This window comes from Pseudomonas sp. GW821-FHT09E04, from assembly GCF_059416185.1.
The window spans coordinates 101,666-126,903 of the sequence record NZ_JBWKOR010000006.1; the positions used below are offsets into that span (position 1 = coordinate 101,666).

The 25,238-nt window shown below is 61.3% G+C and carries 24 protein-coding genes; 4 read left to right on the forward strand and 20 right to left on the reverse strand.

The genetic code is table 11. From position 1 onward, the window contains the following. Nucleotides 1-7: 7 nt before the first annotated feature. From AC07N4_RS22105 to AC07N4_RS22130, 6 genes are read right to left on the reverse strand one after another with little or no spacing between them, the layout of a single operon-like run. On the reverse strand, nt 8-1,396 hold the full coding sequence (locus AC07N4_RS22105; RefSeq protein WP_493066032.1) for a sigma-54-dependent transcriptional regulator: 1,389 nt from the start codon (nt 1,394-1,396) through the stop codon (nt 8-10). Further along, nucleotides 1,386-3,158: an ATP-binding protein gene (locus tag AC07N4_RS22110; protein ID WP_273536752.1), complete on the reverse strand. Its 1,773-nt coding sequence runs from the start codon at nt 3,156-3,158 to the stop codon at nt 1,386-1,388. The genes AC07N4_RS22105 and AC07N4_RS22110 overlap by 11 nt, the downstream gene beginning before the upstream one ends. A gap of 9 nt (nt 3,159-3,167) precedes the next feature. Continuing rightward, nucleotides 3,168-4,295 (reverse strand): GNAT family N-acetyltransferase, encoded by a 1,128-nt coding sequence (locus AC07N4_RS22115; RefSeq protein WP_096818497.1) that lies wholly within the window; start codon nt 4,293-4,295, stop codon nt 3,168-3,170. A 42-nt stretch (nt 4,296-4,337) separates the two neighbouring features. Beyond that, entirely contained in the window at nt 4,338-5,219 is an 882-nt protein-coding gene (locus AC07N4_RS22120) for an alpha/beta hydrolase (RefSeq protein WP_102620775.1), read from the reverse strand. After that, nucleotides 5,216-6,610, reverse strand: coding sequence for an aspartate aminotransferase family protein (locus tag AC07N4_RS22125; protein WP_096818493.1), 1,395 nt, complete (start codon nt 6,608-6,610; stop codon nt 5,216-5,218). Before AC07N4_RS22125 ends, AC07N4_RS22120 begins: the two co-directional genes overlap by 4 nt. After that, the gene (locus tag AC07N4_RS22130; RefSeq protein ID WP_096818663.1) at nt 6,603-7,331 is read right to left on the reverse strand and encodes an HAD-IB family phosphatase; all 729 of its coding nucleotides are present in this window, start codon (nt 7,329-7,331) and stop codon (nt 6,603-6,605) included. The genes AC07N4_RS22125 and AC07N4_RS22130 overlap by 8 nt, the downstream gene beginning before the upstream one ends. Before the next feature lie 218 nt (nt 7,332-7,549). Between AC07N4_RS22130 and AC07N4_RS22135 the strand changes: the two genes are divergently transcribed. Continuing rightward, on the forward strand, nt 7,550-8,311 hold the full coding sequence (locus tag AC07N4_RS22135; protein ID WP_096818491.1) for a MipA/OmpV family protein: 762 nt from the start codon (nt 7,550-7,552) through the stop codon (nt 8,309-8,311). Nucleotides 8,312-8,378: 67 nt separating this feature from the next. Then, entirely contained in the window at nt 8,379-9,245 is an 867-nt protein-coding gene (locus AC07N4_RS22140; protein WP_273539861.1) for a fatty acid desaturase, read from the forward strand. A 45-nt stretch (nt 9,246-9,290) separates the two neighbouring features. Here AC07N4_RS22140 and AC07N4_RS22145 read toward each other — a convergent pair whose 3' ends face one another. The 14 genes from AC07N4_RS22145 to AC07N4_RS22210 all read right to left on the reverse strand — a co-directional run bounded on the left by AC07N4_RS22145 (nt 9,291) and on the right by AC07N4_RS22210 (nt 23,507). Further along, nucleotides 9,291-9,674, reverse strand: coding sequence for a DMT family transporter (locus AC07N4_RS22145; protein WP_373874115.1), 384 nt, complete (start codon nt 9,672-9,674; stop codon nt 9,291-9,293). Between the two features lie 31 nt (nt 9,675-9,705). Then, a complete protein-coding gene (locus tag AC07N4_RS22150) occupies nt 9,706-10,080 on the reverse strand; it encodes a DMT family transporter (protein ID WP_085730163.1) in 375 nt (124 codons plus the stop codon). Continuing rightward, a complete protein-coding gene (locus tag AC07N4_RS22155; protein WP_273539859.1) occupies nt 10,077-10,997 on the reverse strand; it encodes an arginase family protein in 921 nt (306 codons plus the stop codon). Before AC07N4_RS22155 ends, AC07N4_RS22150 begins: the two co-directional genes overlap by 4 nt. A 123-nt stretch (nt 10,998-11,120) precedes the next feature. After that, complete coding sequence (locus AC07N4_RS22160) at nt 11,121-11,450, reverse strand: GlpM family protein (protein WP_173861349.1); 330 nt, start codon at nt 11,448-11,450, stop codon at nt 11,121-11,123. Nucleotides 11,451-11,470: 20 nt separating this feature from the next. Next, the gene (gene aauR, locus AC07N4_RS22165) at nt 11,471-12,799 is read right to left on the reverse strand and encodes a two-component response regulator AauR (RefSeq protein ID WP_102620771.1); all 1,329 of its coding nucleotides are present in this window, start codon (nt 12,797-12,799) and stop codon (nt 11,471-11,473) included. Continuing rightward, nucleotides 12,796-14,697, reverse strand: coding sequence for a two-component sensor histidine kinase AauS (gene aauS / locus AC07N4_RS22170; protein ID WP_096818478.1), 1,902 nt, complete (start codon nt 14,695-14,697; stop codon nt 12,796-12,798). The genes aauR and aauS overlap by 4 nt, the downstream gene beginning before the upstream one ends. Before the next feature lie 65 nt (nt 14,698-14,762). After that, nucleotides 14,763-15,497, reverse strand: coding sequence for an amino acid ABC transporter ATP-binding protein (locus AC07N4_RS22175; protein WP_102620770.1), 735 nt, complete (start codon nt 15,495-15,497; stop codon nt 14,763-14,765). Further along, a complete protein-coding gene (locus AC07N4_RS22180; protein ID WP_102620769.1) occupies nt 15,494-16,165 on the reverse strand; it encodes an amino acid ABC transporter permease in 672 nt (223 codons plus the stop codon). Before AC07N4_RS22180 ends, AC07N4_RS22175 begins: the two co-directional genes overlap by 4 nt. Then, nucleotides 16,165-16,911 carry an amino acid ABC transporter permease gene (locus AC07N4_RS22185; RefSeq protein WP_273540485.1) on the reverse strand — a complete coding sequence of 249 codons (747 nt, stop codon included), beginning with the start codon at nt 16,909-16,911 and terminating at the stop codon, nt 16,165-16,167. Before AC07N4_RS22185 ends, AC07N4_RS22180 begins: the two co-directional genes overlap by 1 nt. Nucleotides 16,912-17,105: 194 nt before the next feature. Next, nucleotides 17,106-18,020, reverse strand: a complete 915-nt coding sequence (locus AC07N4_RS22190; RefSeq protein WP_102620767.1) for a glutamate/aspartate ABC transporter substrate-binding protein — start codon at nt 18,018-18,020, stop codon at nt 17,106-17,108. A 342-nt stretch (nt 18,021-18,362) separates the two neighbouring features. After that, nucleotides 18,363-19,898, reverse strand: coding sequence for a glycerol-3-phosphate dehydrogenase (gene glpD / locus AC07N4_RS22195; protein WP_493066031.1), 1,536 nt, complete (start codon nt 19,896-19,898; stop codon nt 18,363-18,365). Nucleotides 19,899-20,224: 326 nt separating this feature from the next. After that, nucleotides 20,225-20,980, reverse strand: a complete 756-nt coding sequence (locus AC07N4_RS22200; protein ID WP_007953179.1) for a DeoR/GlpR family transcriptional regulator — start codon at nt 20,978-20,980, stop codon at nt 20,225-20,227. Between the two features lie 95 nt (nt 20,981-21,075). After that, nucleotides 21,076-22,578 carry a glycerol kinase GlpK gene (glpK, locus tag AC07N4_RS22205; protein ID WP_096818468.1) on the reverse strand — a complete coding sequence of 501 codons (1,503 nt, stop codon included), beginning with the start codon at nt 22,576-22,578 and terminating at the stop codon, nt 21,076-21,078. Nucleotides 22,579-22,655: 77 nt separating this feature from the next. Continuing rightward, complete coding sequence (locus tag AC07N4_RS22210) at nt 22,656-23,507, reverse strand: MIP/aquaporin family protein (RefSeq protein ID WP_085730171.1); 852 nt, start codon at nt 23,505-23,507, stop codon at nt 22,656-22,658. A gap of 361 nt (nt 23,508-23,868) precedes the next feature. Here AC07N4_RS22210 and ybaK point away from each other — a divergent pair, with 361 nt between their 5' ends. Beyond that, nucleotides 23,869-24,339, forward strand: coding sequence for a Cys-tRNA(Pro) deacylase (ybaK, locus tag AC07N4_RS22215; RefSeq protein ID WP_096818466.1), 471 nt, complete (start codon nt 23,869-23,871; stop codon nt 24,337-24,339). Between the two features lie 89 nt (nt 24,340-24,428). Then, nucleotides 24,429-25,211: a PhzF family phenazine biosynthesis protein gene (locus AC07N4_RS22220; RefSeq protein ID WP_493066030.1), complete on the forward strand. Its 783-nt coding sequence runs from the start codon at nt 24,429-24,431 to the stop codon at nt 25,209-25,211. Nucleotides 25,212-25,238 lie beyond the last annotated feature (27 nt).

The window sequence follows — 25,238 nt, forward strand, 5'->3', positions numbered from 1 at the left end:
ACCGTGGCTAGCGGACGATCTTGTCCACGTGAATCCCCAGTTTTTTCAGTCGATACCAGAAACTGCGCTCGGAAATCCCGATCAACTGCGCTGCCGCAGCCTGCACGCCGTTGCTCTGCGCCAGCGCGGCGAGGATGTAGGCTTTTTCCACCTCGGCCAATGCCGCTTCCAGGTCGGCCGGCACGCTGCCTTCAGCGACCAGGGTGCCGGGCTCGGTCGGCTGTGAGGCAAACAGATAGGCCGGCAAGTCCTGCTCTTCAATCTCTGCGCCGGACGCTACGATGGTCGCGCGTTCGACGCAGTTCTGCAGTTCACGAATATTGCCCGGCCACGAATAGCGGGCCATCGCCTGCAACGCTTCGGCACTGAAACCGCTAAAGCGTTTGCCCGCCGCAGCGCCCAGGGTGTGGGCGAAATGCCGGGCCAGCGGCGCGATGTCTTCGACCCGCTCACGCAGGGCCGGCAACGGAATCGGGAACACGTTGAGGCGGTAATACAGGTCTTCGCGAAACTCCTTGTTGGCCACCGCATCCAGCAGGTTCTTGTTGGTCGCGGCGATGACCCGCACATCGACCTTGCGCTCGCGCGGATCGCCCACTGGTTCGATGATGCGTTCCTGTAAGGCGCGGAGGATTTTCGCTTGCAGTGCCAAAGGCATCTCGCCGATCTCATCGAGAAACAGCGTGCCCTTGTCCGCCTGCTGGAAGCGCCCGACCCGGTCCGCCACCGCACCGGTGAACGCGCCTTTGCGGTGGCCGAACATTTCACTTTCCAGCAAACCTTCCGGGATCGCCGCACAGTTGACCGCGACAAACGGCTTGTCGGCGCGGTTGCCGTGCTTGTGGATGGCCCGGGCGACCATTTCCTTGCCGGTGCCGCTTTCGCCGGTCAGCAGGATGGTGGCGTTGCTTTCGCGCACCGAGTCGATCGCGCTCAGTACCCGACGAAAGCTCGGGCTGTCGCCGACCAGGCTGTCGATCTGCTGGTGTTCGTCGAGCTCGGCGCGCATGCGCTGGTTGTCTTTGAGGATGTCGCGAAATTGCAGGGCCTTGCTGACGGTGATGTCCAGTTCATCGATGTCGAAAGGTTTGGCGATGTAGTCGAAGGCGCCGTTGCGCATCGACTGCACGGCGTTTTTCACCGTGCTGTAGGCGGTCATGACGATCACCGGCAACTGCGGGAAACGGTTTTTGATTTCCGCCAGCAGTTGCGGGCCGTCCATGCCGGGCATGCGCCAGTCGCTGATCACCAGATCGATGTCTTCGGCTTCCAGCACCTTGAGCGCGTGCAGGCCGTTGCCGGCGGTGAACACCACAATGTCGTTCTGACTCAAGGCCGATGCCAGCAGGTCGCAGAGCTTGGGCTCGTCGTCGACCACCAGTACGTTATGTGTCATCGCTGTCCTCGTCGAAATCTTCACCGTTGGCCGGAATGTACAGGCTGAACGTGGCCCCGGCATCTTTTTCGCTGACGCATTCGATGCGCCCGTCATGGCTTTCCATGATCGAGAACACCTTGGCCAGGCCGAGCCCGGTGCCGGACGCCTTGGTGGTGACGAACGGCGTGAAGATCCGCTCGAGCATGTCTGCTTCGATACCCTGGCCCGTGTCGCTGACGCTGATGACCGTATTGTGCTTATCGCTGTGGATGCCCAGGGTCAGGCGACCGCCGTCGGGCATGGCATCGATGGCGTTGACGATCAGGTTCAGGCCGGCCTGCTTGAGTTGCCGGGCATCGGCATACAGGGTGGCGGCGGGAGCGCGGTCGTCGATCCGCACATCGATATTGTGGCTGGCCAGTTCCGGGGCGCAGAAGCCCACCAGCTCATCCACCAGCGGCCGCGCCAGTTGGGTCGAGCGTAGCGGCGCGCTGGGCTTGGCGAAGTCGAGAAATTCGGTGATCAGGTCGTTGATGCGGCTGACTTCGCTGACCACGTATTCCAGATGACGCTTGTCGGTCTCCGGCAGGTCGGCGCGCCGGTGCAGCAGTTGCGTGGCGGTCTTGATGATGCCCAGCGGGTTGCGGATTTCATGGGCCAGGCCCATCGCGACTTCACCCAGCGCATGCAAGCGGTCGCGGCGTCGCAGTTGCGATTCCAGGTGTTGCAACTCGCCGAGGCGTTCGCTCATGTGGTTGAAGGTGCTGCTCAGTTCCGCCAGTTCATCGCCGCCGGTGACGGGCAGGCGCTGACGGTAGTCGCCGGCGATCACCGCTTGCACGCCTTTGGCCAGGCCGCGCAGCGGCATGGTCAGGCGCTGGGATACCAGCCAGCCCACCGCGAGCGAAGCCGCCGAGCTGAGGATGAAGATCAGGATGAACAGGTTGCTCTGGTTCACCAGCCCGACCAGTGTCGTGTGGCGCAGCAGACCGCTGAAGACCACGCCTTGCAGTTCACCGTTTTCGTTGAGAATCGGTCGGTAGATGCCGCTGTAGCGGTTGGTCGACTGCTCGATCGGCAACTTGGTGCTGCGCAGTTGGTCCTCGATTTTTGCAGGCACGATCGCCGGGTGATCTTCAAAACGCTGAGTGGAAAAGATTTCCGAGAAGTCGGCGCCCTTGGCCAGGTACAGGCGCAGATCCAGAGAGTGCACGTCGGCGACGCTGGTGAGGAAACTGTTATCGAGGTAGGTCACGACAATCAGTTTGTAGTCGGTGCCGTCCTGATCGCTTTCGAAGGTTGAAACCACGGCGCCGGTCGCCACGCCGCCGACCTGCAGAGTCTGCAGCACGGCTTTGGGCGCGGTGCTGATTTGCCGCACGATGTCATCGGCGGCAGTGCTGAATACCACTTTGTGATCGCTGTTGCGCACCAGGGCGACCACGTCGATGCCCATGGAGTCAGCGATGTCAGCGGTGAGCTTGTCGCGTCTGGACGACTGCCGGTCCGTGGGCGGGCGGGTGTAGCGCAGGAACAACTGTGCGACGCGGGCGTTGTCGCGCACGATCTCGCGAATCTCGTCCTCGACGATCTTGGTCGATTCCTGCAGCCAGATCCGCACGTTGCTGTCGAAAATCTGCGACAGGGTGGTGGCCGCCAGTTCCGCGGCGATCATGGTCGGGATCACGCTGACCAGCCAGAACGCCAGCACCAGCTTGCGTTGCAGGCTCCAGCCGGAGAGGGCGAAGGGTCGGGCGGTGGCGCGTCGGTCGTTGATCATCATGCTCGCTTATTGTTGTTCGCTTATCGCAGTCGCCATGGCCGGGTCGGTACGATCCGGGCGGATGAATAACTTCACCAGCCGCAGCAGTTGATTGAGCACGGGATGGCGGTGGCGGAAAAACACGGTGTTGCCGACGAACGAGCAACCCAGGCGCAGCTTACTGGCATAACCGGCCTGGCCGCACGCGTAGATCGGGATGCGATGTTCAATACAGTAGCCGACATTGGCCAGCCAGCTGCGCATGTACAGTTTGTGCTCGCGGGTCCGGGCCAGATCATGGGCGAAGAACTTGTCGACCAGCCGTTGCTCGTCCAGCAGCACCAGGTTGAACGCTACCAGCTCATCGCCGACCCAGTACAAAACACAGGCAGCACGCTCGTCGAGGTGTTCCAGCACCTGGCGAAAGTACGCAGCCGGCAGGCACTCGAACGTCAGGTCGCTGCGGGCCAGGGTCGCTTCGTAGAGACGCATCATGGTCGGCAGCAGGTCGTCGACCGAGCGCCGCCATTCGATGCGCGGGCCCGAACCACGCAGGGTCCGGCGCAAGTCCTTGCGGGTGGATTTGCCCAGGGTGCCGAGGTAGGCGTCGACCGATGCGAAGGTGATCGGCAGCTCGGCACCGGGCAACCCCGGCATGCTTTGCAACCCGGCCTCGCGACAGGCCTGGAGCCATTGCGGATTGCGGTGGGAAGCATCCTTGACGGCCAGCAGGCCGACCCCGGCCTGGTCGGCATCCTCACGGGCCAGATTCAGCAGACGTGAGAACAGAGACGGCAAGCGAGCCGGATCGATAGACGGGAGGGTGCCGACGTGGCACTGCTCCGCCACCGGCGAACCGAGGGCGTACAGGCGGATGTCGAACAGCCCCGGCCAGCAACTGCGCAGCCATTGGCTCAAGCGTTTGCCGGTGCCCTGCAGGGTGGTGTCGAGCGAATAGGCGGTCGTGAAGGCCACGACCGCCGCAATCAGGTGGTTGTCTTCAAACAGCGCCAGGTAGCGCCACTGGAAGCCGTCGATGCCGGCCTGTTCGACGGCGCGATAATAGGCCCAGTCTTCGAGCTCCTCGGGAAAGCAGGCATTCCACGCGTCGCGATCAATCGCTTCGATGGTTGAAAAGGCTTGGGCCGTGATCACGTCGTTTCCTTAACCGGCAAGGCATATCGTTTTGCAGTCGACTCACGCCCGCTGCCGGTATTCCTCGGTTGGCAGGGAGGGCGCGGTGAGCGGCAGGTCGGTGCGGTGGTTCTGGATGAATTGCACACTCAGTTCCACGACGCGTCGGTACTGCAAGTCGACCGTGATCATGTGATAGCAGTCGTCCAGCAGGATTTTCACCACTTCGCCACCGAGCTTGCGTTCCACGTAGTCGGCGTTCCAGCGGCTGGTGATGTCGTCCTCGATGGAGTGCAGCACCAGGGCCGGCACCGTGATGGAAGGCATGCGTTTGCGCACCACGGCGTTCATCCGATGCAGTTCGCGCACGGTCACGCCCTCCATGGTCAGCAGGCCGGCCTCACTGCTGTGGCCTTCCTTCATCTGCCGTTCGACGATGGCTCGCAGGCGTTCATTCTTGATGCCGTAGGGTGGTTTCTCCTCGAACTTGCAGATGTGCACGCCGAACGGGATTTTCATCAGCAACGGCGTCAGGAACGCCAGTTTGTGGATGCTCCAACCGTCGTATTTCAGGGTCGTGGAATACATCAGCAACCCGGCCACCTGGCCCGGATGCTCGGACGCCACGTACATCGACATCACCGCACCCATCGACAGGCCGCCGACAAACACTTTGCTGTGCTGGCGACGGATGCCGACGAAAGTCTTGCGCACACCTTCGTACCAGTCGCGCCAGCCGGTGGCCTGCAAATCGGCATTGCCGCCGCAGTGCCCGGCGAGGGTCGGCACGTACACCGTGCAACCGGCCTTGGCCAGTCCCACGGCGACCCGACGCAACTCCGTCGGGGTGCCGGTGAGGCCGTGGATCAACAACACCGCGACCTCCCCTGTGCCGAGAACGAAACCGGCGTCGCCTTCGCCCAGATCGATCCCGGCCGCGTTCATCGTTTCATCGCCCGGGCCAGCAGACGGTCGAGCAGGGCGATGCCCAGGTCGATTTCCGGGTAGCTGATTTCCAGCGATGGCGCGAGGGTGATCACGTTCTTGTAGTAGCCGCCCACGTCGAGGATCAGGCCCAGTTTGCGGCCGTCGATCTCGATGTCGCCTTTCATGCCTTCCTCGACCATGAAGTCCAGGGTGGCCTTGTCCGGAGTGAAACCGTCCGGGCCGCAGATTTCGCAGCGCAGGGCCAGGCCCAGGCCATCGACGTCGCCGATGATCGGGTAGCGTTTCTGCAGGTCCTGCAGGCCTTCGAGGAAGTATTTGCCCTTGGCCATGACCATCGCGCCGTAGTCGACTTCGCTGGTCATCTTGAACATTTCCAGGCCCACGGCGGTGCCCAGCGGGTTGGAGGCGAAGGTGGAGTGGGTCGAACCTGGCGGGAAGACTTTCGGGTTGATCAGTTCTTCCTTGGCCCAGATGCCGCCCAGCGGGTTGAGGCCGTTGGTCAGTGCCTTGCCGAAGACGATCACGTCCGGTTTGACGTCGAAGTGTTCGATCGACCACAGCTTGCCGGTGCGATAGAAGCCCATCTGGATTTCGTCGACCACCATCAGGATGCCGTGCTGGTCCAGCACATGCTTGAGTTCGCTGTAGAAGTTCATCGGTGGAATCACGTAGCCGCCGGTGCCCTGGATCGGCTCGACGTAGAACGCTGCGTATTCGCTCTGGCCGACTTTCGGGTCCCAGACGCCGTTGTATTCAGTTTCGAACAGGCGGGCGAACTGCTGCACGCAGTGGCTGCCGTACTCTTCCTTGGTCATGCCTTTCGGGCCGCGGAAGTGGTACGGGAACGGGATGAAATTGGCGCGCTCGCCGAAGTGGCCGTAGCGGCGGCGATAGCGGTAGCTGGAGGTGATCGACGAGGCGCCGAGGGTACGACCGTGGTAACCGCCCTCGAAGGCGAACATCAGGCTTTTGCCGTTGCTGGCGTTACGCACGACTTTCAGCGAGTCCTCGATGGACTGCGAACCGCCGACGTTGAAGTGCACGCGACCGTCGAGGCCGAACTTCTTCTTGGCGTCCACGGCGATCATTTCCGAAAGCTCGATCTTGCCTTTGTGCAGGTATTGGCTGGCGATCTGCGGCAGGGTGTCGATTTGCTGTTTCAGCGCGTTGTTCAGGCGCGGGTTGGCGTAACCGAAGTTGACCGCCGAGTACCACATTTGCAGGTCGAGGTAGGCCTGGTCTTCGGTGTCCCAGACGTAGGAGCCTTCGCAGCGGCTGAAAATGCGCGGCGGTTCGATGTAGTGAACGGTGTCGCCGTAGGAGCAGTACTTGGCTTCTTTTTCCAGAAGAATCTGGTCTTCCGCAGTAGCAATTCGAATATCAGACATGGTGGAAGAGTTCCTGTGTTTCTGTATTGAAAGTTTCCGAGTTGAAAGCTTCGGCATTGAAAGAGGTGGCGTTGGCGGCGCTGGCCTTTGGCAGCAGGGCCAGCAGCGCCGGCAGTTCAGCGAAGCTGTCGAAGCGGGCGTAAGGGATCGCGTTGCGTTCGCAGTATTCGGCGAGGCGACCCTTGGCGAAGACGAAGTCGGCGGTGGACGACACGCACATGTCGGACTGGCCGTCGCCGATCACCAGCACCCGTTTGTTGCCGGGCGTGGATTTGCATTTGCAGTTGCCGGAGGCCGCGCGGCAGGCATCGCTGGAATACGGAAAGTCGATGCGCCAGCTTTCGTGATCCAGCTGTCGCAGGCGGTTGGCGAGGATCGGCAGCAGGGTCACGTAGTTGCGCGAAAGAATCCGCGCGATGCCTTGTTCGATGCCGTCGCTGACCACTTCGAACGATGCGCCCAGGCCGATGGCGTGGTCGACGAAGTCGGGAAAGTCCGGATCGATTTCGATGCTGTCGAAGAATTCCAGCAATTGGCCGGGCGTGGCCTTGACCAGCGAGAGCTGGCGGCTGAGGCATTCACGGGAACCGATTTCACCGGCCAGCCACTGGTTTTCGATCACTTCCCAACTCGGGTCGGCGAAGCGTTCGAGAATGCTGTCGATCACGTCGGTGCGGGTGATGGTCCCGTCGAAATCACACACGATATGCCAGTCAATCATCTGCATTACCTATTGGTCAGAGCGCGTTGTGTGCGCTTGCCGAGGGGTAGAGCAGGGACTGTGCCAAGTGCTTCGGCCCCCTTGTTGGCGGGGCTGATGAGGTGCTTTGGCGATTCGAAGCTACAATTTTTGTAGCTTGCTACAAACAACATGAGTGCTTGCGCGGTGGGCGGCATCCGGGGATTGATGCGCGCATGTTCAATTAAAGGAATGGCCTCATGAAGAGGAAGACACTGCTTTTACTGGCGGCGCTGAGCGCTTTTTCAGCAGGCGCAATGGCGCAGGGGATTACCGGGGAGGCGGGCGTGGGCCTGGGTTATCAGCCTCATGATCCCAGCGGCAGCCGTTATGAAACCCGACCGATACCGTATCTCGATCTGGACTGGGGCGATGTCAGCCTCAGCACCGACGATGGCCTGACCTGGAGCGCCTTGAAGGCCAACGGTTTCAGCGCCGGCCCTTATGTGAATTACCTGCCCGGCCGTACCTCCAACGGCGAATTGCGCGGGTTGCGCGATGTGCCCGACATGGCCGAGGCAGGTGGTTTTGTGCAGTACGCCCCGGCCGACTTCTGGCGGGTGTTCGCGTCCGTTGGCCAGGCCATCGGCGGTGGCGGCGGGCAGGGCGGCGTGCTCGGTCGGGTCGGTGGCGAGATCGGCTATCCACTGGGCGGCGGCGTGATCGGCAGCAGCAATCTGACCGCGCATTTCGCCAATGCCCGGCAAAACAACACGTTCTTCGGCGTCAGCGACAAGGAAGCCCTGGCCTCCGGCATCCGTGCGTACAACGCCGGCGGCGGCTTGCAGAATATTGCGCTGACCCAGAGTTTCGAGTTCCCTATCGCGCCTCAATGGTCGCTGGTGGCCAGCGCCAGCTGGATTCACCTGACGAACTCGGCGGCCGACAGCAGCATTGTCAAAAGCGTCGGCGATACCAATCAGGGCGAGGTGCAGATGGCGATCGCCTATAAATTCAAGTGAGCCAGGCGGGAACTGGTCTGGCCTTTGCAGACAGCCGTGTCGAACCCATTGTTTCAGGATGTTCTTCATGGCTCGCCCTGTTTATCGTCTGCTGGCCCACTCGCTGTGGGACCTGATTCCCATCGCCCTCGGCCTGGCCCATTTCGCTTTTGTCGTGTGGCTGGTCACAGCCTTTCATGCGCTGTCCTGGTGGGCGTTGCTGCCTTTGGCGCTGGGCTATGCGGTGAGCCTGTCGTGGAGCATCAACAGCATTTCCCACAATCAGATCCACAACGCCTACTTCACGCCGGCGTGGCTCAACCGAGCCTTTGACCTGCTGCTGTCGGTGACCATCGGTTTCTCCCAGACCCTCTACCGCGACATCCACAACCGCCATCACCGGGGCAATTCGGACCGGCCGGGGGCCGATGGCAAGACCATCGATCCGCTGTCGATCTATCAGAGAGGCAAGGACGGCCAGCCCGAGAATCCCTGGGCCTACACCTTTTTGAGTTTCTTTCGCGATGATCCCAAGCCGATCTACGACGAGATGCGTCGCAAGCGTCCCGACGATGCACGCTGGGTCAAAGTGGAGATCGGCGTGACAGTGGCGTTTTACCTGGGGCTGGCTGCGTATGACTGGCGGGCGGTGCTGGTGTTGTTGCCGTTCTGGTATCTGGGTCAGGCGCTGTCATCGCTCAACGGCTACTACGAGCATTTTGGCGGCAACCCGGATTCGCCGATTGCCTGGGGCGTCAGCGCCTACAGCCCGCTCTACAACCTGTTGTGGATGAACAACGGCTACCACGCCGAACACCACTACCGGCCGAAAATGCACTGGACCCGGGTCAAGGCCTTTCACCGGGAGATCGCCGGGCAACAGCGGGAGGCGGGGGTGAAGGACATTCCGGTGGCCCATGGCCTCGGTTTTCTGGTGGCGCATCGCAAGGATTGAACCGTACACAACGTGGGAGCCAGCAGGCTCCCACCATCGATTTCCTCAGTTTTCCTCGCCCTCGGCCAGCAGCGCAATGCCGCCCATGATCACGGCCACACCCACCCAGTGCAGCACACTGATCTGTTCTCCCAGCCCCAGCCACGACCCCAGCAGCACACCGACGAACACCAGCGAACTGAGTGGAAACGCCAGGGACAGGCTGCTGCGTCGCAGAATCAGCATCCAGACAAAGAACGCACCGATGTAACAGGCAATCGCCAACAGTACGCCCGGTGCCTGGGCGACGTTGAGCAACCATTGCAGGGTGAAGTCCATTTGCCCCAGTTGATCGCCGCCGACCTTGGTCGCGATCTGCCCGCCACTTTCCAGAATGATCAGCAACGCCCAGAGCACCACGGTGCCGAGGCGGCCGTGAAGCCAATCCATCGAGCCATTCCTTTTGAGTATCAGTTGAGAATCAGGCATGGCCGACACACACGAGCATCACGCCCGCCGTAATCACCAGAGTGCCCATCCAGCGGCGGCGGCTGACGGTCTCGCCAAGGAACAGCTTGCCGGCCAGCACCACGCCGCAATACGCCAGCGCGGCGGCGGGGAACAACAGGCTCAGCGGCGCCCGGGACAGCGCTTCGAGCCAGACGAAAAACTCGATCACGTAGGCGCCGATCCCGCACCACAGCAGCGGTGCGTTGAACACCTGGCCCCAGAACGCCCCCAGCCGAAAACCGCCCTCAAGCTCAGGCAAACGGTCCAGGCCGAGTTTGAAACAGAGCTGGCCGATCACGTCGAGCACAATGGAAAACGCCACCAGCAAAATCACGGTCAGGGTCATGGGAACAGCTCCTCGAACAACTCGATCAACGCTTGATTGGTTGCTGAGTTGCGCAGCAGATCGGTTTCGCTCCAGCGCTCGGCCGGCGGCTGGTCGGACTTGGCTTCCCAGCGCTTGAACGCGTTGCTGAAGGCCGGGCGGGCGAACTCGCCGCAGATGTCGATACCGAGGATGCGCTTGCTGGCGGCCAGGCTGCGGATAGCCTGGAGCAAATGGCTCAGGCGCATCTGGCCCTGATCCCAATTGGTCGCGGCGTCCTCGCTGGCCAGCACGTCCTTGTCGATGCTGATCCAAACCGCCTGGGTGGGCAGGCTGGCGATCATCTGGTCGAGAAACGCCGTCCAGTCCTGATCGGCCAGGTTGTGCCAGTGCAGCAGGTTCTCCTGTTGCTGATGACCGGCGCCATCGCCGACCCGGCCCCAGACTTTCGACGGCGGGTGCTGCCACGGGAACAGCTGCAACACACCGCGTTTCAGGGCACCGAGATTGCCGCCCTTGATCTGCGGATTTTGCAGATCGTCGCTGCACGGCCCGAGGGTGACGATGCGTTCGATGTTCGGCAGTTTCAGGGCCTGATTGACCCACGAGCCGCAGTGGCGACGGGGGGCAAAGTGAACCCAGTCGGGATGATTGTCGAAGTGGATCAGGCTTACCGGCTCGGGCAGGTCAGTCAGGAAGGCCGGCGTCAGATGGTGATAGTCGCCGGAGCCGACGAAGAAGATTTCCGGTGCAGGGCCGCTGTGCCGGGGCCGCTCACGCAGGCGTTCGGTAAAGCGGCGAAAGGTCCGTTCGCTGGACCAGAGCCGCAGTTTCGGGCCGAGGTCGAGCAGGTCCAGGCGTTGGGCGCGGCCGCTGTCGAGCAGCCGCGCAATGGACGCCTGACCGGTCAGGCTGTGGTCGAGATCTAAAATGTTCAAGGTCGCAATTCACCCTTGGCAGACCCTCCCAGACACCGGCCTCATCGAACATGAGCGCCGGCCGGGCGGGCTTTCGGGGGTAAATGCAAGGGACGGGCCAGGCCCTCTCCCATACGGCAGCTGTCAGGCGTGCAGGCGTACCCAGACGCTGACCAGCACCGTCGCCGCCATCAGCCACGCGACAGCCGCCACGGCCAGTGAAGCTTCCAGACGCATCCGGTCAACCATCACGTACAGCGTCGCCAGGTACACGAAGTACGGAATGATCGACCACATGCCGAACACGATGGTGGTCTTCAGGTCGTCGACCGAGCGTCCCTTGCCGACGATGTAATGGGCGATCAGGGCGAAGGTCGGAAACAGCGGCACCAGGCCGGCGATGTAGTAGTTTTTGGTCTTGGCCAGCATGGCGAGGATCACCACCACCGCCGCACCGATCATTGCCTTGAAAATCAGATCCACATCGTTCTCGCTTAATGGCTCAGGCCGTATTTTTTCACTTTGTCGAACAGCGTGGTCTTGGCCATGCCCAGTTCGAGGCTGGCCTGGGTCAGGTTGCCGCCGCTGCGTTGCAGGGCGTCGCTGAGCAGGTTGCGTTCGAAGGCTTCGACCGCTTCGGCGAACGCCAGGCCCTGGCCGCCACTGCTGGCACCGGACTTCTTGAACGCTGGCAAACCGAGGGCGAAGCGTTCGGCGACGTTGCGCAGTTCACGCACGTTGCCCGGCCAGTCGTGGCTCATCAGGCTCGACAGCGTCTGGTTGTCCAGCTCCGGCAGTGCGCGGTCGAAGCGCAGGGCCGATTGCTGGGTGAAGTGTTCGAACAGTTGCAGGATGTCTTCGCGGCGCTCGCGCAGGGGCGGCAGCTCCAGCGTCACCACGTTGAGGCGGTAGTACAAGTCGCTGCGGAATTCCCCGGCCTTGCTCGATTCGTCGAGGTCGGACTTGGTCGCTGCGATCACCCGGCAATCCACCGCCACGCTCTGGTTCGAGCCGAGGCGTTCGAGGGTGCGCTCCTGCAACACCCGCAGCAATTTGATCTGCAGTGGCAGCGGCATGCTTTCCACTTCATCGAGGAACAGCGTGCCGCCGTCGGCGTGTTCGATCTTGCCGATCCGCCGCTTGCCGGCGCCGGTGAAGGCGTTGGCCTCGTGGCCGAAGATTTCGCTTTCGAACAGGTTTTCCGGCAGGCCGCCGCAGTTCAGCGCAACGAATTGCTTGGTGTGGCGGCGGCTGAAGTCGTGCAGGCAACGGGCGACCAGTTCCTTGCCGGTACCGGTTTCGCCTTCGATCAACACGTTGGCCGAGGTGTCGGCGACGTTGGCGATCAGTTCGCGCAGGTTCTGCATGGCTGGCGAGCGACCGATGATCCGTCCTTCAAGGGAGTCGCGCTCGGCCAGTTGCCGGCGCAGAGACGAGACTTCGCGAGCCAGGCTGCGTTGCTCCAGCGCACGCCGGGCGACGTCCACCAGCCGTTCCGGGGAGAACGGTTTTTCCATGAAGTCGTAGGCGCCTTTCTGCATCGCGCCGACCGCCATGGAGATGTCGCCGTGACCGGTGATCAGCACCACCGGCAGGCTGCGGTCGCGTTGCTTGAGACGGGTCAACAGTTCCAGGCCATCGATGCCGGGCAGGCGAATGTCACTGATGACGATGCCGGCGAAATTGTCGCCGACCCGCTCCAGCGCTTCTTCGGCACTGCCGACGCCGATGCAGGGAATGTCTTCCAGGGTCAGGGCCTGCTGGCAGCCGAGCAGCACATGGGGATCGTCTTCGACGATCAGCACACTAAGGTCGTTGTTCATATTGGCTCGGCAGGAGTAGGGCTTACCAACGGTAAACTGAGGACGAAGGTGGTACCACCGCTGGCCGGGTGTTCGACACCCAGGTGTCCGCCGGTGGCGGCGGCCAGGCTGGCGGAGAGAGTCAGGCCGAGGCCCAGACCCTGTTCGCCGGGTTTGGTGGTGAAGAACGGCTCGAACAGATGCTTGCGCGCTTCGGCGTCGATACCGTGGCCGTTGTCGCGTACTCGCAGGCGATATTTGCCGTCGAATTCTTCGCCCTCCAGCCACAGCTCCGGCAGCGGTTGTGCCTGCATGGCGTCGAGGGCGTTGCCGATCAGGTTGACCAGAATCTGCTCCAGCCGTGTCTGGTCGATCTGCACTTGCTCATCAATGAACTGACGATGCACTTGCAGGGCGGCTTTTTCGACACGGGCACCGAGTACTTGCAGCGCGGCGTCCACGGCTTTGCCGAGGCTGGCGCGACCCTTGTCGTCGCCGCGCCGGGCGAACGAGCGCAGGCTGGCGGTGATCCGACCCATGCGGTCGATCAGGTCATTGATGGTTTTCAGGTTGGTGCTGGCGACGTCGAGCTGACCACGTTCCAGAAAGCGAATCGTATTGCCGGACAAGGTGCGCATCGCTGCCAGTGGCTGGTTCAGTTCGTGGGCAATGCTGGTGGACATCTGGCCGATGGCCGCGAGTTTGCCGGCCTGCACCAGTTCGTCCTGGGCACGGCGCAAGGTTTCTTCGGCCTGACGGCGTTCGCGGATCTGACTCTTGAGCCGGTCATTGCTGGCGCGCAGATCGGCGGTGCGTTCGGTAATCCGACGCTCCAGCTGATTGTTGGCTTCCTGCAGGGCTTCCCGGGCGGCGAGGCGGGTGGCGATGACCTTGCGGCGCTCGTTCCAGGCGATCAGCAGAAAGGCCACGAGGGCGAAGGCGACCGCCACCAGAATCCCCTGATTGATCGCTTCGCGCCGCAGGTCCTGCAACGGTGTGAGCAGGGTGAAATTCCACGGTGTGTCGCTCAGCGGCCGGGTTTGCGCCAGGTAACTGATGTTTTCCTCGTCGGCATCGACTTCGCTGTTGGCCGGGAAGGTCAGTTTTTCCACGCCTTCGGCCAGGGTTTCCCGGGCCAGAGGTTGCAGTTCGTTGAGCGGGAACCAGTAGTACTGGAGGCTGCGGGCGAGTTTTTCCTTGGTCTCGTCGCTCAGTGGCACCACGGATTTCAGGCGTCGGGCCGGATCGCTGGAGAGAATGATGATGCCGTTCTCGTCACTGACGAAGGCTTCCAGGCGCGCCCGTTGCCAGCGCTCTTCCATGGCTTCCAGGCGCACTTTGACCACCGCGACGCCGATGATCTTGCCGTGTTCCTCCAGGCCGTGGGCCAGGTAATAGCCGGGTTCGCCGTTGGTGCTGCCGATCCCGTAGAAACGTCCGGGCTGGCCGCGGATGGCGTGCTGGAAATAGGCGCGGAACGACAGGTCTTCGCCGAGGTAGCTGTCGACATCGCGCCAGTTGCTGGTGGCCATGACGCGGCCGGTGGTGTCCATGACGTAGATGGCTCGACTGCGGCTGCGCCGGTTCAGGCCTTCCAGGTAATCGTTGACCGTTTGCCGGTGTTCCGGGGTCGGGTCGTCCAGCAACTGCGAAACGCTCGATTCGAGTTCCAGCAGGCTGGGCAGGTAGGTGTATTTGCTGATTTCGCTTTCGACGGCACGGGCGTTCAGTTCGAGCTGACGCTGGCCGTTTTCGCTGAGGCTGCGAATGCCGAAGTGTTCACTGATCCAGAAGCCGGCGTAACCCAACCCGACCATCAGGATGATGACCAGCGGCGGCAGGAACAAATGGCGGATCAGACGGGGTTTCACGGCAAGTGATGGCGTGGTTGCGCGATAGAGATTGGGGTCGCATTTCATCACAGATGCCTTGGGTCAACCACCCGGATTCCCCGACAGTTGCTGTCGGGGAGTCCGGCAGGTTTTTAGTGCTGCAGGATTTTCTCGAGGAAATGCTGCGCGCGTTCGGAGCGTTGGCTGATGTCGCCGAAGAACTCTTCTTTCTTGCAGTCTTCGATGATCTTGCCGGCATCCATGAAGATCACCCGGTCGGCCACTTTGCGGGCGAAGCCCATTTCGTGGGTCACGCACATCATGGTCATGCCTTCGTGGGCCAGTTGCACCATCACGTCGAGCACTTCGTTGACCATTTCCGGGTCCAGCGCCGAGGTCGGTTCATCGAACAGCATGACGATCGGGTCCATCGCCAGCGCACGGGCAATCGCCACACGCTGTTGTTGACCGCCGGACAGTTGGCCCGGGTGCTTGTGGGCATGGGCAGCCAGACCGACGCGATCAAGCAGTTGCAGACCTTTCTTGGTCGCCTCTTCCTTGCTGCGGCCCAGCACCTTGATCTGCGCGATGGTCAGGTTTTCGGTGATGGTCAGGTGCGGGAACAGTTCGAAGTGCTGGAACACCATGCCGACGCGCGAGCGCAGTTTCGGCAGGTTGGTCTTCGGGTCGGCAATCGACGTGCCGTCGACCACGATGTCGCCTTTCTGGAACGGCTCCAGCGCGTTGACGCACTTGATCAGGGTCGACTTGCCCGAACCGGACGGACCGCAGACCACGATCACTTCACCCTTTTTGACCTCGGTGCTGCAATCGGTCAGCACCTGGAAGTCCCCATACCACTTGTTGATGTTCTTGATAGAGATCATACGGCGAACCTTTTTTGCAGACGCTTGACCAGCACCGAGGCGGCAAAGCTGATGGTGAAGTACACGAGACCTGCGAAGATCAGGAACTCATTCGAGCGGCCAATGATGTCGCCACTGGCGCGCGAGGCGTTGAGGAAGTCCACCAGGCCCACGGTGTAGACCAGCGAAGTGTCCTGGAACAGGATGATGCTCTGCTGCAGCAGCAGCGGGGTCATCTTGCGGAACGCCTGGGGCAGGATGATCAGGCGCATCATCTGGCCGTAGCTCATGCCCAGTGCCTGTGCGGCACCCATCTGGCCTTTCGGAATCGACTGCACGCCGGCACGGACGATTTCGCAGAAGTACGCCGCTTCGAACATCATGAAGGCCACGATGCACGAGGTGAACGCGCCGATCGGGGTGTCTTCGCCGGTGATCCAGCGCAGCACGAATGGCACCGCCAGGTAGAACCAGGTGATGACCAGCAGCAGCGGGATCGAGCGGAAATAGTTGACGTAGGCGCCGGCAATGTTCGACAGCAGTTTGTTATGGGACAGACGGCACAGCGCGAGTAGGGTGCCGAGAATGATCCCGCCGACAACGCCCATCGCCATCAGCTTGAGGGTCATCAGCATGCCGTTCCACAGGCCGGGAATGGCCGGGACGATGCCACTGAAATCGAAGTCCATTATTTACCCCCCACGGAGATCAGGCCGGGCACGGAGACTTTCTTCTCGACCACGCGCATCAGCAGCATCAGGCTCATGTTCAGGGTGAAATAGATCAGGGTCGCCAGGGTGAAGGCTTCAAACAGGTTGGCCGAGAACTCGGCGGTCTGTTTGGTTTGCGCCAGCAGTTCCATCAGACCGATCAGGGACGCCACGGAGGAGTTCTTGAACACGTTCAAAAATTCCGAGGTGAGCGGTGGAATGATGATCCGGTAGGCCTGGGGCAGCAGCACGTTCCAGTAGATCTGCGGCAGCTTGAAACCCATGGCGCGGGCGGCGGATTCCTGGCCACGTGGCAGCGCCTGGATACCGGTGCGAACCTGTTCGCAGACACGGGCGGCGGTGAACAGGCCCAGGCACACGACAACGCTCAGGTAGGCCGAGGTGGTCGGGTTCAGGTCCTGCTTGTACCACTCCTGCAGATCCGGCGGCAGCAGGTCCGGTACCAGGAAGTACCAGATGAACAGCTGAACCAGCAGCGGTACGTTACGGAACAGTTCGACGTAGCAGGTCGCGATGCCCGATACGATGCGGTTCGGCACGGTGCGCATGATGCCCAGCAGCGAGCCCAGCAGCAGGGCGATGATCCAGGCCACGATGGCGATGGCGATGGTCCAGCCCAGACCGGAAATGAACCAGTCGAGATAAGTCTCGCTGCCCACGCCGGTGGACTTGAAGAACACGCCCCAGTCCCAGTTGTAATTCATTAGGGTCTCCCCTCGATTCGATCGATGTACAAGTGCCCGCCTGGGGAAGCTCCGTTCCCGGCCTGATCCTGACGGTCAGGCACACGCGATCGGCTCGACAGCCACCGGTTCGAGTGTTTCCAAAAAGTGCCAGCAGGGAGTGACCATTCCCCAAGAAGGCAGGCGCCTCCTCAGGGAACAAGGTTAGTCAGAAATCAGGACTTCTTGTCGTCAGCCGCTTTGTCGGTCGGGTTGGCGATCAGGGCCTTGAGCTCGTCGCTCATCGGGAAGTTCAGGTTCAGGCCTTTTGGTGGAATCGGCGACATGAACCACTTGGTGTAGATCTTGTTGATCTCGCCCGATGCGTAGGTCGCCTTGATGGCGTCATCCACAGCCTTTTTGAACGGCTCGTCGCCCTTGCGGACCATGCAGCCGTAGATTTCATAGGACTGCGGAGTGCCGGTCACGGCCCAGTCGGTGGCTTTCTTGGCCTTGGCGGCTTCGCCTGCCAGCAGCGCGTCGTCCATCATGAACGCAACGGCACGACCCGATTCCAGCATCTGGAAGGATTCGCCGTGGTCCTTGGCGGAGATGACGTTCATGCCCATCTGCTTGTCGGCGTTCATCGCCTTGAGGATGCGCTCGGAGGTGGTGCCGGCGGTGGTCACGACGTTCTTGCCTTTCAGATCGTCGAAATCCTTGTACTGCGAACCGGCCTTGGACAGCAGACGGGTACCGATCTCGAAGATGCCGACGGAGAAGTCGACCTGCTGCTGACGCTCGACGTTGTTGGTGGTGGAGCCGCACTCGACGTCCACGGTGCCGTTCTGCACCAGCGGGATACGGGTCTGCGAGGTCACGAGGTTGTATTTGACCTGCAGGTTTGGCAGGTCCAGGTCTTTCTTGATCGCTTCGACGATGGCCAGCTGGATATCGTGGGAGTAGCCGACCGGTTTGCCGGAGGCGTCAGCGATGTAGGAAAACGGAATGGAGGCGTCGCGGTGCCCCAGGGTGATGGTGTTGGACTCTTTGATCTTCTTAAGGGTGCCGGTGAGCTCGGCAGCGAAAACTGGTGTGCTGATCAGAGCGGCAGCAATGGCTGCGCCCAGGATATGGGGAACGATGCGCATCAAATTTTCCTCGACATTGTTTTTTTTATGGAGCCGGTTGAGCGGGCCCTTTTGTGCTTCGAATGCCTGACGGCTCCTGCTGTGTTGGCGTAACAGGCATTCGTCGAAGGAGTGTAGAGCATGACTCGTGCCAGACCAGTTGCTACAAGTTAACTTATTGATTTATTTGATGATTAAGGTTTTGTGATGGTGTTTTTCTGCGTTTCTGATCCGGTTATCCGAATCGACTGACAGGTCGCGTTCGGAAAACCGAACGGCATTCGTCATCCCATGTTTCAGCCGGGATGCAAAAAGCCCCTGAATCTCTCGATTCAGGGGCTTTTTGTTTTACGGGCGGATCGATCAGGCCGCTTCGATCTTGCGGTTCTGCTCGACCTTGTTCAGGTACGCCGCGAGTTTTTCCTGCTCGGCCGGGGTGGTGAACAGCCCCAGTTTGCTGCGGCGCCACAGGATGTCGTGCGCGGTGGTGGCCCATTCTTCGCTGCACAGGTAATCGACTTCACGGGTGTAGAGACCGCCGCCGATGTGCTCGCCCATGTCGGCGAGGGTGTCGACGCCTTCCAGCATGCGCCAGGTGCGGCTGCCGTAGGTGGTGGCCCAGCGGCGGGCAATTTCGGTCGGCACGAAGTCGAACTTGTCGCGGATCAGCGCGCTCAGGGCCTGCGGCGTGGTCATGTCTTCGCCGCCCGGCAGGGTGGCGCTGGCGGTCCAGCTCGGACGCATCTGCGTGAAGAACGGCATCAACTGCGCCATCGCCGACTCGGCGAGTTTGCGGTAGGTGGTCAGCTTGCCGCCGAACACCGACAGCAGTGGCGCTTCTTCGGTGCTGCCGGACAGCGCCAGGGTGTAGTCGCGGGTCACGGCCGAAGGATTGTCGGACTCGTCGTTGCACAGTGGGCGCACGCCCGAGTAACTGTGCAGGATGTCTTCGCGACTGATCTGCTTCTTGAAGTGGGCGTTGACCACTTTGAGCAGGTAATCGGTTTCGCCGTCGGTGATCGCTACTTTGGCCGGATCGCCGGTGTATTCGCGGTCGGTGGTGCCGATCAGGGTGAAGTGGTTCAGGTACGGAATGGTGAAAACGATGCGCTGATCTTCGTTCTGCAGGATGTGCGCGTGATCGCCTTCGTACAGTTTCGGCACGATGACGTGGCTGCCCTGGATCAGGCGGATGCCGTACGGCGATTCCATCTTCAGGTCGTCACGGATGAACTTGGCGACCCACGGGCCGGCCGCGTTCACCAATGCCTTGGCAGTGATCGAAAACAGGCTGCCATCGGCGCGTTCCAGGTTCAGGTGCCACAGGCCTTTGGCGCGACGAGCGCTGACGCAACGGGTCTGAGTGTGGACATGTGCGCCTTTCTCACGGGCGGCCATGGCGTTCAATACGACGAGGCGGGCGTCATCGACCCAGCAGTCGGAGTATTCGAAGCCTTTGGTGATTTCGCTTTTCAGCGCGCTGTCGGCGCCGAACTTCAGACTCTTGGAACCGGCGAGTTTTTCGCGCTTGCCGAGGTTGTCATAGAGGAACAGGCCGGCACGGATCATCCACGCCGGACGCAGGTGCGGACGGTGCGGCAGTACGAAACGCATTGGCTTGACGATGTGCGGGGCCTTGGCCAGCAGCACTTCGCGCTCGGCCAGGGCTTCGCGCACCAGACGGAATTCGTAATGTTCGAGGTAGCGCAGGCCACCGTGGATCAGCTTGCTGCTGGCCGACGAGGTGTGGCTGGCCAGGTCGTCCTTTTCGCAAAGGAACACCGAAAGACCGCGACCGGCGGCATCCGCTGCGATCCCCACGCCATTGATCCCGCCGCCGATGACGGCGATATCGTAGATCTCGGAGATAGGGGGCGTACGCAAGGTAGATGTGGACATCGGCTGGCCTCGGGCTCTTTTGATTTTCTGTCTTGGAAATCGAACATGAATGTTCATTTGCGAAAATGGTAGCCCATAAAGACGCGCACAGCCAGCCGACTTCGATTGAAAAAACTCATCGAAGGGCGGAGAAAGGAAAATATTCGAACATTCGCGGGCGGATCGCCCTACGCAAGCGATTGATCGTTCCCACGTCGAGGCGTCGAACCGTCTGCGTGGGAATGCATACATTGACGCTCTGCGTCAGCGGCTGGGAGGGGATGCGGAGCGTCCCGGGCTGCGTTCCCACGCGGAGCGTGGGAACGAGAAATAAAAGGAGGGGGGGGTTAAACGACTTCCAGGCGAATCTTGTGCTGGCTCAGCAGTTGCGCCAGGGCCGGCACCGGCTGCTGGTCGGTGACCAGGCAATCGATCAGGCTGATCGGGCCGAGGCGGATCATCGCGTTACGGCCGAACTTGCTGGAGTCCGCCGCCAGGATCACCTGGCGGGCATTGGCGATGATTGCCTGGGACACCCGCACTTCCTGGTAATCGAAGTCGAGCAGGCTGCCGTCTTCGTCGATGCCGCTGATGCCCACCAGCGCAAAGTCGACCTTGAACTGGTTGATGAAGTCCACGCTCGCCTGACCCACCACGCCGCCGTCGCGACGGACATTGCCGCCGGTGAGCAGCACATCGAAATCATCCTTGGCGCTGAGCATCGAGGCGACGTGCAGGTTGTTGGTGATGATTTTCAGGTGGCTGTGATTGAGCAGGGCGCGGGCAATGGATTCGGTGGTGGTGCCGATGTTGATGAACAGCGAGGCGTGATCGGGAATCTGTGCGGCGATGGCTTCACCGATGCGTTGTTTTTCATCGCGCATCTGATCGGCGCGCATCGCATAGGCGGTGTTTTCGACGCTGGAATCATAGGCGGCGCCGCCGTGGTAGCGACGCAGCAGATTGGCTTCCGCCAGTTGATTGATGTCGCGGCGGATGGTTTGCGGGGTAACAACGAACAGCGTGGCCATTTCCTCGATGCTCACATAGCCGCGTTCGCGGACCAGCTCGAGGATTTGCTGCTGACGGGGAGGCAGATTCATGGGGCTTCCTTTGGGCTGCCGTGCAAAATTTGCCCATGATGCCGCAGGAATCCGCTCCCGACCAGTTACATGCCGTTACCAGTCCTCAGACTGGCTTATTCAGCGTCCTCACGTTCCCAGTCACGGGTACGGCTGACGGCTTTTTTCCAGCCTTTATAGAGCTTCTCTTTCGCCGCTTCGTCCAGGCTCGGTTCGAACTCGCGTTCGATCACTGCCTTGCCGCGCAGTTCTTCCAGGCTGCCCCAGAAGCCGCACGCCAGACCGGCCAGGTAAGCAGCCCCGAGTGCTGTGGTTTCGCGCATTTGCGGGCGCTCGACCTGAGTGCCGAGGATGTCGGCCTGGAACTGCATGAGGAAGTTGTTCGCCACTGCACCGCCGTCCACGCGCAGGGCCTTGAGGCGTTCGCCGGAGTCCTGTTGCATGGCGTCGAGGACGTCGCGGGTCTGGTAGGCAATCGATTCCAGCGCAGCGCGAATGATGTGATCCACACGCACGCCGCGAGTCAGGCCGAACAGGGCGCCACGGGCATACGGGTCCCAGTACGGAGCGCCGAGGCCGGTGAAGGCTGGCACCAGATAAACGCCGTTGCTGTCCTTCACTTTATTGGCGAAGTATTCGGTGTCGTGGGCGTCGTTGATGATTTTCAGTTCATCGCGCAGCCATTGCACGGTCGAACCGCCGTTGAACACAGCGCCTTCCAGCGCGTAAGCCACTTCGCCGCGCGGGCCACAGGCGATGGTGGTGAGCATGCCGTGCTGGGATTTCACCGCTTTGTCGCCGGTGTTCATCAGCAGGAAGCAGCCGGTGCCGTAGGTGTTTTTCGCCTGGCCGGGCTCCACGCACATCTGGCCGAACAGCGCAGCCTGCTGGTCGCCGGCGATACCACCGATGGCGATGCCGCTCTTGGTACGACCGTAGATTTCCGAGGAGGCTTTGACTTCCGGCAGCATCTCGCGCGGGATGTCGAGAATCTCCAGCATCTTCGCGTCCCACTCCAGTGTGTGGATGTTGAAGAGCATGGTGCGCGAGGCGTTGGTGTAGTCGGTGACGTGGACCTTGCCGCCGGTGAATTTCCAGATCAGCCAGCTGTCGACGGTGCCGAACAGCAGTTCGCCGTTGCGCGCACGTTCGCGGCTGCCTTCGACGTTGTCGAGGATCCACTTCAGTTTGGTGCCGGAGAAGTACGGGTCGGTGACCAGGCCCGTGGTGTCACGGATATATTCTTCGTGGCCGTCGCGCTTGAGCTGCTGGCAGATCTCGGTGCTGCGGCGGCATTGCCAGACGATCGCGTTGTAGACCGGGCGGCCGGTGGTCTTGTCCCAGACCACGGTGGTTTCACGCTGGTTGGTGATGCCGATGGCGGCCACCTGGTCGTGATGCAGACCGGCCTGGGCCAGCGCTTCGACCATCACGGCGCTCTGGGTGGCGAAGATTTCCATCGGGTCGTGTTCGACCCAACCGGCTTGTGGGTAATGCTGGGCGAATTCGCGCTGCGCGGTGCAGACCACGTTCGCATCGCGGTCGAAAATGATCGCGCGGGAGCTGGTCGTACCCTGATCGAGGGCAATGATGTAGTTCTTATTCTGAATGTCGGTCATGTCGATTGCCTTGGACGAAATAAGGGAGAGTGGGCCGTGGCGCAGGTTCGAATGGGCAGGAACCTGCGCCGACTGTTTCAAGAAGTTCTTGGTTTGCCGTCAATGGCCGGTTCTGCATCCTTTGTAGCAGGTGTGGCGCCGGTCAGGTGACGGGCAATCAGCCCGCGATACCCGGCAGCGCCGAGGCAGGCACCGACAATCGGTGCAAAAATCGGAATCAGGAAGTACGGGATTTCACGTGCGCCGGTGAAGGAAATTTCACCCCAGCCCGCGAAGAAAGTCATCAGTTTCGGACCGAAGTCACGGGCCGGGTTCATCGCGAAGCCGGTCAGCGGGCCCATCGAGCTGCCGATCACGGCAATCAGCAGGCCGATCAGCAGTGGTGCCAGCGGGCCTTTCGGCAGGCCGTTGTTGTCGTCGGTCAGGGACATGATCACGCCCATCAGGATCGCCGTGATGATCACCTCGACCAGGAACGCCTGGGCAGTCGACAGCGCAGGGTTCGGGAAGGTGGAGAACACCGACGCCAGTTCCAGGCTGGCGGCCGAGCCACGAACCATGTGGTGAGTTTGTTCGAAATCGAAGAACAGGTTGCTGTACAGCGTGTAAACCAACAGCGCGCCGCAGAAGGCGCCGGCGACCTGAGCGAGGATGTAGAACGGCAGTTTGCGCTTTTCGAAGTCGGCGAAAATGCTCAGGGCGATACTGACGGCAGGGTTCAGGTGCGCACCGGAAACCCCGGCGGTGAGGTAGATCGCCATGCTCACGCCGACGCCCCAGATGATGCTGATTTCCCACAGGCCGAAGCTCGCGCCCGCGACCTTGAGCGCGGCGACGCAGCCCGTACCGAAAAAGATCAGAAGTGCAGTACCCAGAAACTCGGCCAGGCATTGGCTCGAGAGCGATGGTTGCTGTAACGCAGTTGTCATTGAAAACCTCGGTTTTTGTTGTTGTCTGGCGCGTTTGCCGACAGGGCAAGGCGCGATTTTCGCCAGGGCAGGATCCCCATCCTGTTCCCGGTTTACTGCTGGGTGCTGCGGTGACGATAATTCTTACATTATTCATATTCGAAAAAATATAGACAAGAAACAAAGCTGTCAAAGGTCGAAAGTGAACCGTCAGTCACAAATAAACTATCAGCCGTGTGAATGATCCTGCGGGTCACTGGCCTGACGATCCTGTTATCGGCCTGCAAGCCCCGGGAAACGTGGCGCGTGGTAGAGCCTTTTGTATGGCGATGGCCTAGAATCCGGCGCAGGATTTTTTGCCACTGCCGAGCCCGGAGCTGCCATGACCCCTGCGTTGGACTTGTTGAAAAAAGTTCGTGCCGAACATCGCGTGCACAGTTACGAACATGACCCCAAGGCGGCGTCCTACGGGCTGGAGGCCGCGGAAAAACTGGGCCTGGAGCCGGCGCAGGTGTTCAAGACGCTGCTGGCGGCCAGCGAAAAAGGTGAATTGCTGGTGGCGGTGGTGCCGGTCGTCGGAAGCCTCGACCTCAAGGGGCTGGCCCACGCCGCCGGCGTGAAAAAAGTGGAGATGGCCGACCCGGCCGCTGCGCAGCGTTCCACCGGTTACCTGTTGGGCGGCATCAGTCCGCTGGGGCAGAAAAAGCGCCTGCGTACTTTCATCGATAATTCCGCCCAGGCTTTTGCGACCATTTATGTCAGTGCCGGGCGACGTGGACTGGAAGTTGAGTTGGCGCCCGCCGTTCTGGCCGAGCACACCCAGGCCAAATTCGCCGACATCGGCCGTTCCTGAGGTCTGTATGAGGAAAATTGACCGGTTCTGTCACTGGCGATGAACGAGCCGTAGCGGCATGCTCCGTTGACGAATTCAGGGAGAACGTTATGCAGCTAGAGTTTCATCAGGTCGACGCCTTCAGTGATCGGCCGTTCAGTGGCAACCCGGCGATGGTCTATCGGCTCGACGCCTGGCTCGCGGACGACTTGATGCAGAAGATCGCCGCCGAGCACAACCTGGCGGAAACCGCGTTTCTGGTGCGCGAAGGCCAGGCCTGGCATATCCGCTGGTTCACGCCGACCACCGAGGTGCCATTGTGCGGTCACGCGACGCTGGCCAGCGCGTACGTATTGTTCGAGATTTACAAGGAAACGGCCGAGCGTCTGGATTTCACCTGCAAGTCCGGCCCTTTGAGTGTCAGTCGCGAGGGCGGTCGTTTGTGGCTGGATTTCCCTTCGATCGTGCCGTCGGAAATCGGTGTGACGCTGGATGTCGAGCGGGCATTGGGCGTCGAAGCCGTGGACGTGCTCGGTTCCAACGAACTGTTCGTGGTGCTGGAGTCGGAGCAGGCGGTGCTCGATTGCACGCCGGACATGGTCGCCCTGGCCAAACTGCCTTGGCTCGGCGCCATCGTCACGGCCCGGGGTAACCAGCATGATTTCGTCTCGCGCTACTTCGCTCCGGCCATCGGTATCAATGAAGACCCGGTGACCGGCTCGACCCATTGCAGCCTGATTCCGTATTGGTCAAAACGTCTGGGCAAATCGAGCCTGACCGCGTGCCAGCGTTCGGCGCGGGGCGGGGAGTTGTTCTGTCGGCTGGAAGGCGAGCGGGTGAAGATCGGCGGAAATGCGACGCTGGTGGCCAGCGGCACCTTGATGCTGGGTTGAAGCCAAAAAAATGAGGGAGCCATCAGG